Here is a 10,656-nt window from a genome sequence, read left to right on the forward strand (position 1 = left end):
TCCACTTTCACCCGAAAGAGTGAAAGCAGTCTGGCGGCTACTCGGCGCCGGGGCGCATCGCCTCCAGCGCACGCCGCAGGCCGGCCAGCTTGCGCTCCAGGTGTGCCGCGGTGGCGGCCACGCCCGCGTCCTCGGTGGTGTCCAGCTGCTTGCCGAGCGCCTCGGCCTGCTCCTCGACCGAGGCCAGCCGCGCCGACAGCTCGCCCAGCAGCGCGCCGCCGAGGGTCGACTGGCCACCCGCCTCCAGTTGCAGGCGCAACAGCGCGGCCTGCTCCTTCAGCTGGCAGTTCTTCATGTAGAGGTCGACGAAGACGGAGACCTTGGCGCGCAGCACCCACGGGTCGAACGGCTTGGAGATGTAGTCCACCGCACCGGCCGCGTAGCCGCGGAAGGTGTGGTGCGGCCCGTGGTTGATCGCGGTCAGGAAGATGATCGGGATGTCCCGGGTACGCTCGCGCCGCTTGATGTGCGCGGCCGTCTCGAAGCCGTCCATCCCGGGCATCTGGACGTCCAGCAGGATCACCGCGAAATCGTCGGTGAGCAGCGCCTTGAGCGCCTCCTCCCCCGACGCCGCGCGCACCAGCGTCTGGTCCAGCGCCGAGAGGATCGCCTCCAGCGCCAGCAGGTTCTCCGGCCGGTCGTCGACCAGGAGGATCTTCGCCTTCTGCATTACGACCCGCCCTCCTGTCGCCTGCCTGCCTGGGGAAGGCACCCGCGTATTGCCCACCACTACCCCGGTCATGCTAGCCGCACCCCCTCGCCCGGCACATCGCTCCGTCGCAGAATGATCCGGAGCGGCGCGCACCCAGTGCACCGGCGCACGCTCAGCAGCGAGTCGCCATGTGGTCACTGTTCGCAACGATCGGTGACCCTACCGGGTTCCCGCCCCTCCCCGCCAGCAACCCGGCCCCCGGGCTGGCGCGAAGACCGGAGCCCGCTCCGGGGTTCACGCCCCCGGGTGGGACCGCGGTCAGTCGCGGTGCAGGCGCTGGTGCATCACCGCGAGCAGGTGGTCGGTCTCGACCGGCTTGGTGATGTGGTCGGTGGCGCCGGCCTCCAACGACTTCTCGCGGTCGCCCTTCATCGCCTTGGCGGTCAGCGCGATGATCGGCAGACCGGCGAACTGGGGCATCCGGCGGATCGCCTCGGTGGTCGCGTAGCCGTCCATCTCCGGCATCATGATGTCCATCAGGACCAGCGCCACGTTCTCGTGCTGCTCCAGCATCTCGATGCCCTCACGGCCGTTCTCGGCGTAGAGCACGGTCAGGCCGTGCTGCTCCAGCACGCTGGTGAGGGCGAAGACGTTGCGGACGTCGTCGTCCACGATCAGCACCTGCTCGCCGTCGAAACGGGTGTCCGACCGGCCGCCGTGGCGGGGCGCCGGGCCGGGCTCCGGCAGGCGGCCGTCGGCGGGCGGCTCCAGGGCCGCGGCCCGGCGGCGTTCGACGGCGCCGCGGCGGCGTTCCTCCGCGAGTTCGCGGACCTCCTGGGCCCAGTGGTCGGCCGGGTTCTCGCCGACCGGCACGGGCATGCCGGCCGGCGTCACGGCGACCGAGGCGCGGACCGCCGGGGCGTTCGGCACCGCCTGCTGCGGGGCGGCGGTGCCCGGGGCCTCGGTGCGCAGGGGCAGGTACAGCGTGAAGGTGGACCCCTTGCCGAGCTCGCTCTCGGCGTGGATCTCGCCGCCGAGCAGCCGGGCGATCTCCCGGCTGATGGAGAGCCCGAGGCCGGTGCCGCCGTACTTGCGGCTGGTGGTGCCGTCGGCCTGCTTGAACGCCTCGAAGATCTCCCGCAGCTTGTTGTCGGGGATGCCGATGCCGGTGTCGGAGACCGAGAAGGCGATCAGCTCGTCGTCCGGGCCGGCGATCGCGCCGGCCTCCAGCAGTCGCTCGCGGACGTGCTGCGGGACGTCGGGGCCGGCCGGGCTGATCGAGAAGTCGACGGCGCCGCTGTCGGTGAACTTGACCGCGTTGGAGATCAGGTTGCGCAGCACCTGCTGGAGCCGCTGCTCGTCGGTGTGCAGGGTGACCGGCAGGGCGGGCGAGACCCGGACCGCGAAGTCGAGGTTCTTGTCCAGCGCGACCGGCTGGAAGGTGGCCTCCACGTAGTCGACCAGCTGGACCAGGGCGATCCTGGCCGGGCGGACGTCCATCTTGCCCGCCTCGACCTTGGAGAGGTCCAGGATGTCGTTGATCAGTTGGAGCAGGTCGGATCCGGCGCCGTGGATGGTGTCGGCGAACTCGACCTGCTTGGGCGAGAGGTTGCCCTCGTTGTTGTCGGAGAGCAGCTTGGCGAGGATCAGCAGCGAGTTGAGCGGGGTGCGCAGCTCGTGCGACATGTTGGCGAGGAACTCGCTCTTGTAACGGGAGGCCAGGGCGAGCTGCTCGGCGCGCTCCTCCAGGACCTGCCGGGCTTCCTCGATCTCGCTGTTCTTGATCTCGATGTCACGGTTCTGCTGGGCGAGTTGCTCGGCCTTCTCCTGCAACTCCTCGTTGGTGCGCTCCAGCTCCTCCTGACGCGCCTCCAACTCGGCGGACCTCATCGAGAGTTCGGCGGTCAGCCGCTGGGACTCCAGCAGCAGGCCCTCGGTCTTGGTGTTGACGCTGATGGTGTTGACGGTGACGCCGATCAGGTCGGCGATCTGGTTGAGGAAGTCCAGCGCGACGGTGGTGAAGGAGCTGAAGGTGGCCAGCTCGATCACGCCCAGCAGCCGGCCCTCGAACAGCACCGGCAGCACCACGATGTGGGCCGGTGAGGCCTCGCCGAGGCCCGAGGCGATCTTGAGATAGCCGGGAGGCGCCTCCTTGAGGATGATCGGCCGCTTCTCCACCGCCGCCTGGCCGATCAGCGACTCACCGGGCCGGAACGTCGTGGGCATCGCCCGCCGCTGGTAGCCGTAGCTGCCGATCAGACGCATCACGGTGTCGTTCTCGTCGTCGTCCTCGGTGATCAGTTCGGCGGTCCGGCCGGCCGGCTGGGCGAGGAAGAACGCGCCGTGCTGGGCGGAGACCACCGGGGTCAGCTCGGTCATGATCAGCGAGGCGACCGCCTCCAGGTCCCGGCGGCCCTGCAGCAGGCCGGAGATCCGGGCCAGGTTGGTCTTCAGCCAGTCCTGCTCCTGGTTGGTGCGGGTGGTCTCGCGCAGGTTGGCGATCATCTGGTTGATGTTGTCCTTGAGCTCGTCGAGCTCTCCGGCGGCGTCCACGTCGATCCGCAGGCTGAGGTCGCCCCTGGTCACGGCCGTGGCGACCTGCGCGATCGCGCGTACCTGCCGGGTCAGGTTGTTGGCCAGCTCGTTCACCGACTCGGTGAGGTCCTGCCAGGTGCCGTCCACCCCGGGCACCCTGGCCTGGCCGCCGAGCCGCCCGTCGGTGCCCACCTCGCGGGCCACCCGGGTGACCTCGTCGGCGAACGAGCCGAGCTGGTCGACCATGGTGTTGATGCTGGTCTTCAGCTCCAGGATCTCGCCCCGCGCGTCGACGTCGATCTTCTGCGAGAGATCGCCCCGGGCGACCGCCGTGATCACCAGCGCGATGTTGCGGACCTGACCGGTCAGGTTGTTGGCCATCAGGTTGACGTTGTCGGTCAGGTCCTTCCAGATACCGGCCACGCCCGGCACCCCCGCCTGACCGCCCAGGGTGCCGTCGGTCCCCACCTCGCGGGCGACCCGGGTCACCTCCACCGCGAACGCGGAGAGCTGGTCGACCATGGTGTTCAGGGTGCCGGCGAGCGCCGCGACCTCGCCCTGCGCGTCGATGGTGATCTTCTTGGAGAGGTCACCGCGGGCCACCGCGGTGGCGACCTCGGCGATGTTCCGCACCTGGCTGGTCAGATTGGACGCCATGAAGTTGACGTTGTCGGTCAGGTCCTTCCAGATGCCCGACACCCCGCGCACCCTGGCCTGACCGCCCAGGATCCCCTCGGTGCCCACCTCGCGGGCCACCCGGGTGACCTCGTCGGCGAACGCCGAGAGCTGGTCGACCATCGTGTTCACGGTGGTGACCAGCTCCAGGATCTCGCCGCGGGCATCGACGGTGATCTTCTTCGACACGTCCCCGCGGGCCACCGCGGTGGTCACCTCGGCGATGTTGCGGACCTGGCTGGTCAGGTTGTTGGCCATCAGGTTGACGCTGTTCGTCAAGTCCTTCCAGGTGCCGGACACCCCCGGCACATTCGCCTGGCCGCCGAGGATGCCCTCGGTACCGACGTCCCGGGCGACCCTGGTCACCTCGTCCGCGAAGGCCCCCAGCTGGTCCACCATCGTGTTGATGGTGTTCTTCAGCTCCAGGATCTCGCCCCTGGCGTCCACCTGGATCTTCTGCGACAGATCGCCCTTGGCGACCGCGGTCGTCACCTGCGCGATGTTCCGCACCTGATCGGTGAGGTTGTTCGCCATGAAGTTGACGTTGTCAGTCAGGTCCCGCCAGACCCCGGCCGCGCCGGGCACCTGTGCCTGGCCGCCCAGCCGCCCCTCGGTACCCACCTGGCGGGCCACCCTGGTCACCTGTTCGGCGAACCCGGAGAGCTGGTCCACCATGGTGTTGATGGTGTTCTTGAGCTCCAGGATCTCGCCCCTGGCGTCCACCTGGATCTTCTGCGACAGATCGCCGCGCGCCACCGCCGTGGTCACCTGGGCGATATTGCGCACCTGACCGGTCAGGTTGTCGGCCATGAAGTTCACCGAGTCGGTCAGGTCCCGCCAGACCCCGGCGACGCCCGGCACCCGCGCCTGGCCACCCAGCCGGCCCTCGGTCCCCACGTCCCGGGCCACCGTGGTCACCTGCGCGGCAAAGGAGTTGAGCTGGTCGACCATCGTGTTGACGGTGTTCTTCAGCTCCAGCATCTCGCCGGCCACCTCGACCGTGACCTTGCGCGACAGATCGCCCTTGGCCACCGCGGTCGTCACCTGGGCGATGTTGCGCACCTGCGCGGTCAGCCGACCGGCCATGGTGTTGACCGAATCGGCGAGGTCCTTCCAACTGCCCGAGACGCTGCGCACCTTGGCCTGGCCGCCCAGCTTGCCCTCGGTGCCGACCTCGATCGCCACCCGGGTCACCTCGTCGGTGAACTCCGACAGCTGGTCCACCAGCCCGTTGACGGTCCGGCCGATCTTCAGGTACTCGCCGCGCAGCGGGTGGCTCACCCCGTTGCTGTGCAGCGAGCGCAGCTCCATCTTCTGGTCCAGGTCGCCCTCGGCGATCGAGGCCAGCACCCGGCCCACCTCGGCCATCGGCCGGGCCAGATCGTCGATCAGCGCGTTGCAGTTGTCGACCGCCGCCATCCAGGCACCCTCGCCCGCACCGGTCTCCAGCCGCTCGTTCAGCCGGCCCTCCCGGCCCACCGCACGCCGGACCCGGGCCAGCTCACCGGTCAGGTGCTGGTTGCGCTCGGCGACCTCGTTGAACACCGCGGCGATCTCCGCCAGCGGCCCGTCCCCCGGCACCATCAGCCGGCGCCTGAAGTTGCCGTCCCGCATCGCGGTGAGCGCGGCCAGCAGCTTGCGCAACTCGGCCGGCTCGGCTCCCCGGTTGTGGCTCGCTCGCCGGCCGACCGCGCTCCGCGGCGCGGTCCCGGACCGCCCGCCGCGCGGGGCGGGCGGCGTCGTACCGGTTGCGTCCTTGGTGGCCGAACTCAACGGGCCCCTCCCACATCGTGAACTGTCCGGTGACCGTCCGCGCCCGCTCCAGGGCCCGGCTCCGGGCACCGGCCCGGCGCAACAGCGTCCCGGCGACCGCTCACGGCCCACCGGCATCCACACCGACCGTACTGCTCCGACCGGCCGTCGCGGACCCCCCAGTCTGGCAGCACTGGCGGCGGGTATACGGCTGGTTGCGCTCTGTTGGTACCGCACCGGCCGAAACAGGTGGTCAGAATCACCCTCAGGTGCCTGTTTCGACGCCCCGCCCCCACGGGGAACCAACCGGAAAGTAGGGTGGGGCGCTGCACCGGACCACGACCCGACCCAGCGCCGCCGCTCACCCGCCGGCGCGCACGGGGAGTCGGCGCCGCACCCGGACAGCCCAGGCCAGAGCAGAGGAGAAGTGGCAACGTGGTCACCGCGCGCGCAGCCGCCACCTTCGAACCCGTCGGCCGCTCGGCCGGCGCCGCCCGCGGCTTCGTGCGGGACGCGCTACTGGGCTGGGGACTGCCCGAAGTCGTGGACGACGCGGTGGTGCTGGTCAGCGAACTCGTCACCAACGCCGTCGTGCACGCCGGCACCGCCGCCGAGGTCTGCTGTCTCAGGGAGGACGCGAGCGTCCGGATCGAGGTCACCGACCACCACCCCGAACGCGGCCTGCCGTCCTTCGCCGACGTCCCCGTCACCGCCTCCGACCGCTACGCCGACCCCGACGGCGAGGGCGGCCGCGGCCTGCTGATGTGCTCCGCCCTCGCCGAGCGCTGGGGCGTCGAGTACGCGGCCGGCTGCAAGACCGTCTGGTTCCGCCTCGCCCTGCCCGACCAGGTGGCCGGCACCCGCTACGCGGTACCCGCGACCCCCGGCAGCGAGCTGCCCAGCAGCCCGGGCCCGGTGCACGTCGCCGTCGTGCAGCTCGACGACGACGGCTGCGTCCTGGCCTGGAACCCGGACGCCGAGGCCCTCTTCGAGCACCCCGCCGACACCGTGCTCGGCCGTCCCTGGGCCGATCTCGCCGCCTGGCCGCAGTCCCCCGGCATCGGGCTGGGCCTCGCCGAGACGCTCCGCCTGGCCCGCTGGGAGGGCAGCTTCGGCCTGCGCTGCCCGGACGACCGGATCGTCGACGTCTACGGCCTCCAGGTCCGCGTCCGCGACACCGAGGGCGTCCCCTCCACCCTCTGTCTGCTCGTCCTCGAACCCGACCGCGCGGTACTCCGCTCCCCCGCCCGCGCACTGCCCGGCGACAAGAACGACCCCACCGGCGGCCGGCTCGACCTGCTCGCCGGTCCCGTCGTCGCCGACGACCTCGACACCCTGCTCCAGCGCACCGTCGAACGCGCCCGGGACCTGCTCGACGCCGATGCCGCCTACCTGCTGCTCACCAGCGACGACGAGACCGAGTTCGAGGTCCGCGCCGCCGCCGGCCTCACCATCGGCCACCGCCGCCCCATCCGCTTCCCGGTCGAGAGCGGCACCCGTTACGACTCCGCCCGCCTGCCCTCCGTCCACGAGGACCTCAGCACCCGGCCCACCGCGCTGCCGGTCCTCGCCGGCAGCGGCATGCGCTCACTGCTCACCGTCCCGCTCAAGGTCGAGGGCCGGCTGATCGGCTCCCTCGGCATCGCGACCACCGCGCCCGGCCGGTACGACAACGAGGACGCGCTGCGTCTGCAGTTCGCCGCCGACCGGGTCGCCCTCGCCGTCGAGAGCACCCGGCTGACCGAGCTCGAACGGCTGCGCCGCGGCTCGCTCTCCTTCCTCGTCGAGGCCTCCGACCTGCTGGCCGGCACCCTGGAGCACGAGCAGACCCTCGCGCTGATGGCCCAGATGGCCGTCCCCACCCTCGCCGCCTGGTGCGCCGTCTACACCAACGGCGACCACGGCGCACCGGCCTCGCTCGCCTTCGTGCTGCACGAGGACGAGGACCGCATCGACCCGCTGCGCGCTCTCCTCGACAAGACCCCCGCCCCGGACTCCGGCCCCACCCACGGCGTCCGCTTCTGGCCCGCCCCGGTCGAGACCGCGCGCGCCAGCGGGCTCACCGACCACCCCGAACTCTCCGGCCTGCTCGGCGAAACGGTGGTCCTGCCGCTCACCGCCCGCAACCGGGTCATCGGGCTGCTCGCCCTCGGCACCCCGGCCGGAGTCCGGTTCCGCCAGGAGATCCTCGAACTCGCCGAGGACCTCTCCCGCCGGGCCGCCCTCGCGCTCGACAACTCCCGGCTGTACTCCGAGCGGACCGCCACCAGCCAGGCCCTGCAGCGCAGCCTGCTGCCACCGGAGCTCCCCGAGATCCCCGGCGTCGAGGTCGACGTCTACTACCAGGCCGCCGGCGAGGGCAACGAGGTCGGCGGCGACTTCTACGACCTCTTCACCATCCGCGAGGGCACCTACGGTTTCGCCATCGGCGATGTCTGCGGCACCGGCCCCGAGGCGGCCTCCGTCACCGGCCTCGCCCGGCACTCGCTGCGGCTGCTCGCCCGCGAGGGCCTGGATGCCCCGCAGGTCCTCAGCCGCCTCAACGCGGCCATCCTGGACGAGGGTTCGCGCAGCCGCTTCCTCACCCTGCTGTACGGGGAACTGACGCCCCGACCGGACGGCAGCACCGAGCTCTCACTGGTCTGCGCCGGCCACCCGCTGCCGCTGCGTCTGCGTACCGACGGCCGGGTCGACCGGGCCGCCACCCCGCAGCCGTTGCTCGGCGTCATGGACGAACTCGAGCTCACCGCCGAACACTTGGTGCTCGCCCCCGGCGAGGTCCTGCTCTGCGTCACCGACGGGGTCACCGAACGGCGCGAGGGGCTGCGGATGCTGGGCGACGACGGCCTGGCCGAGGTGCTCACCGGCTGCACCGGGCTGACCGCCGGAGCGGTGGCCCTCCGGGTGCAGCGGGCCGTCGAGCGCTTCGCTCCGGAGCCGCCGTCCGACGACATGGCGATCCTCACCCTGCGGGTGCCGAACCAGCGGGTGGGCTGAGCAAGCCGGTCCGACCGACGGCCGATCGTGAGCGTTCCACAGCTGACAGCGCCACAAATTGTGCGATTCACAAGGGTACAAGCGAGCGGGGCCGGGTACACCGATCTCACCGGGGAACTTCCCGGAGGGGACCTCCGCCGACAGCCCTTCTGCCGGCCCATCACCTGACCGCCGCCGCCCGCACGCTCCCGTCGTGCGCCTTCGGCACGGCGTTCCGCGCGAATCGTCACGCGTCCTGGCACGCGTCCCGTCACGACACGCCTCATCGCACCTCATCGCACTGACTGCGCATGCGCGCGCCCAGAGTGAAAGGAGCCTCCGGTGAGCAATGAAGCTACCGGGGCACAGAACGCCCGTTCCACCGGAGCCGACGCGGGTAACCTCGGCTACCTCGCGCTCGGCCTGACACTGCTCGCCTACGGCCTGCTGTCCACCGGCATCTTCAGTGGCACCGGAGTCAAGGACGCAGCCTCTCTCGCCCACCTCGTCGGCGGTCTCACCCTGTTCATCGCCGGTATCTGGCAGCTCCGGGCCGGTGAGGGCTTCACCGGGACGGCCTTCACCAGCCTCGGCGCCTTCTGGGCCACCTGGTCCGCGGCCGGTGGTGCCGGAAAGAACGCGGCGGGCCTGTTCCTGCTGCTGTGGGCCCTGCTGGCCCTCACCCTGACCGCCGCCTCCTGGCAGTCCGGCCTGTTCAGCCGGCTCGTCTACGGTCTGCTGACGGTCTCGCTGGTGCTCTCCGCGATCGCCACCTTCAGCACCTCCGGTGGTCTCGCCAAGTTCGCCGGCTGGGTCGCCGCGGCCTCCGGGCTCGCCGCCTGGTACTGGGCCACCGCCTCGCTGACCAACAGCGGATGGGGCCGGGCCGCGCTCCCGGTCAAGTAACGGCCTGAACGCCGGTGGGGCCGGACCTCCCTTGTCAGGAGGTCCGGCCCCACCGGCCCGCGCGCGCCCGCTGGGCGCCGTCGTTGGACGGGGCCTAGCTTCCGGCCGAGGCCCGCTCGTCTGCCTGCTCGTCTGCCCGCTCGCCCGCCCGGGTGCCCGCCACCACGTCTGCGGCGCCCTCCGCCGTCCTGACCGCCGCACGCCGGGTCCACCAGCGCGCCACGCCGGCCTGGGCCGCGTACGCGAACAGCAGGATCGCGACGGCGACCAGGCCGTCCGCCCAGAAGTGATTGGCCGTGACCACCACGACCGCGACGGTCAGCACCGGGTGCAGCACCATCAGCCAGCGAAGCGGACTCCTTGACACCTTGATCACCGCCACCGCTGCCAGCACGCACCACGCCACGTGCACCGAGGGCATCGCCGAAAGCTGGGCGGCCACCACGACCCCGCCCACCGCGCCCCCGTACACCGACTGTCCGTACTCCGCGGCCACGTCGACGAACCCGTTCTGCGGGAGCATCCGGGGCGGCGCCACCGGGATGAACTGAACGGCGAGGCAGATCGCCGTCGTGATCACCACGGTGTTGCGGACCCACGTATAGCGCGCGCGATGCCGGACGAAGACCCAGAGCAGCACCCCGAGCATCACCGCGAAGTGCATGGCGGCGTAGTAGTAGTTGGCCGTCTTCACCAGCACCGGGTACGGCGTGACGGCAGCCTGCCAGGAGGCCTCGTCCGGCAGGCCGACCGCCAACTCCGTCCGGTGGATCCAGCTCGCCCGGTCCAGCGCGTGGTCGGCGCTCATCACGGAGAGATGCCCGACCAACTGCCAGAGAGCGAACAGCGCCAGCAACGTGCCGGCTTCCCGCAGCAGCGCCGAAAGCGGGGCCCGCCGAACCCGGGAAGCCGCGTACGCCCCCCCGTAGAGAGCGACCGCGGCGCCCCCGGCGGACTGCCAGGTAAGGGTCAGGTTCTGCAACGGATCGCGCCTCTCCACCGAGCTGGTTTGCTGGGGAGACGTTAACGCAAAAAGACCCCCTCCCAAATGGGAGGGGGTCTTTTTGGAATGATTGTTCGGCGGCGTCCTACTCTCCCACAGGGTCCCCCCTGCAGTACCATCGGCGCTGTGAGGCTTAGCTTCCGGGTTCGGAATGTAA

The 10,656-nt window shown here is 71.1% G+C and carries 5 protein-coding genes and 1 rRNA gene; 2 read left to right on the top strand and 4 right to left on the bottom strand.

Annotation, left to right across the window (positions count from 1 at the left end):
• Positions 1 to 37 precede the first annotated feature (37 nt).
• Positions 38 to 670 (bottom strand): response regulator, encoded by a 633-nt coding sequence (locus tag ACIO5D_RS31825; RefSeq protein ID WP_363609620.1) that lies wholly within the window; start codon positions 668 to 670, stop codon positions 38 to 40.
• A 300-nt stretch (positions 671 to 970) separates the two neighbouring features.
• Positions 971 to 5,476 carry a HAMP domain-containing protein gene (locus ACIO5D_RS31830; RefSeq protein WP_400657450.1) on the bottom strand — a complete coding sequence of 1,502 codons (4,506 nt, stop codon included), beginning with the start codon at positions 5,474 to 5,476 and terminating at the stop codon, positions 971 to 973.
• Between the two features lie 573 nt (positions 5,477 to 6,049).
• Between ACIO5D_RS31830 and ACIO5D_RS31835 the strand changes: the two genes are divergently transcribed.
• Together ACIO5D_RS31835 and ACIO5D_RS31840 are read left to right on the top strand one after the other, a co-directional pair.
• On the top strand, positions 6,050 to 8,611 hold the full coding sequence (locus ACIO5D_RS31835) for a SpoIIE family protein phosphatase (RefSeq protein ID WP_400799382.1): 2,562 nt from the start codon (positions 6,050 to 6,052) through the stop codon (positions 8,609 to 8,611).
• Between the two features lie 321 nt (positions 8,612 to 8,932).
• Positions 8,933 to 9,496 (top strand): acetate uptake transporter, encoded by a 564-nt coding sequence (locus tag ACIO5D_RS31840; RefSeq protein ID WP_363609624.1) that lies wholly within the window; start codon positions 8,933 to 8,935, stop codon positions 9,494 to 9,496.
• Between the two features lie 94 nt (positions 9,497 to 9,590).
• On the opposite strand, the gene ACIO5D_RS31845 is transcribed toward ACIO5D_RS31840, so the two are convergent.
• Together ACIO5D_RS31845 and rrf are read right to left on the bottom strand one after the other, a co-directional pair.
• Positions 9,591 to 10,496: a phosphatase PAP2 family protein gene (locus ACIO5D_RS31845; protein ID WP_363609626.1), complete on the bottom strand. Its 906-nt coding sequence runs from the start codon at positions 10,494 to 10,496 to the stop codon at positions 9,591 to 9,593.
• Positions 10,497 to 10,571: 75 nt separating this feature from the next.
• Positions 10,572 to 10,656 (bottom strand): 5S ribosomal RNA (gene rrf, locus ACIO5D_RS31850); the annotation flags it as partial.

It is taken from the genome of Kitasatospora sp. NPDC087315, assembly GCF_044744345.1.
Classification (GTDB): Bacteria; Actinomycetota; Actinomycetes; order Streptomycetales; family Streptomycetaceae; genus Kitasatospora.

Excerpts from the sequence above, each read along its gene's own strand:
- ACIO5D_RS31825 (WP_363609620.1), bottom strand. The coding sequence starts at position 670 with ATGCAGAAGGCGAAGATCCTCCTGGTCGACGACCGGCCGGAGAACCTG.
- ACIO5D_RS31830 (WP_400657450.1), bottom strand. The coding sequence starts at position 5,476 with ATGCGGGACGGCAACTTCAGGCGCCGGCTGATGGTGCCGGGGGACGGG.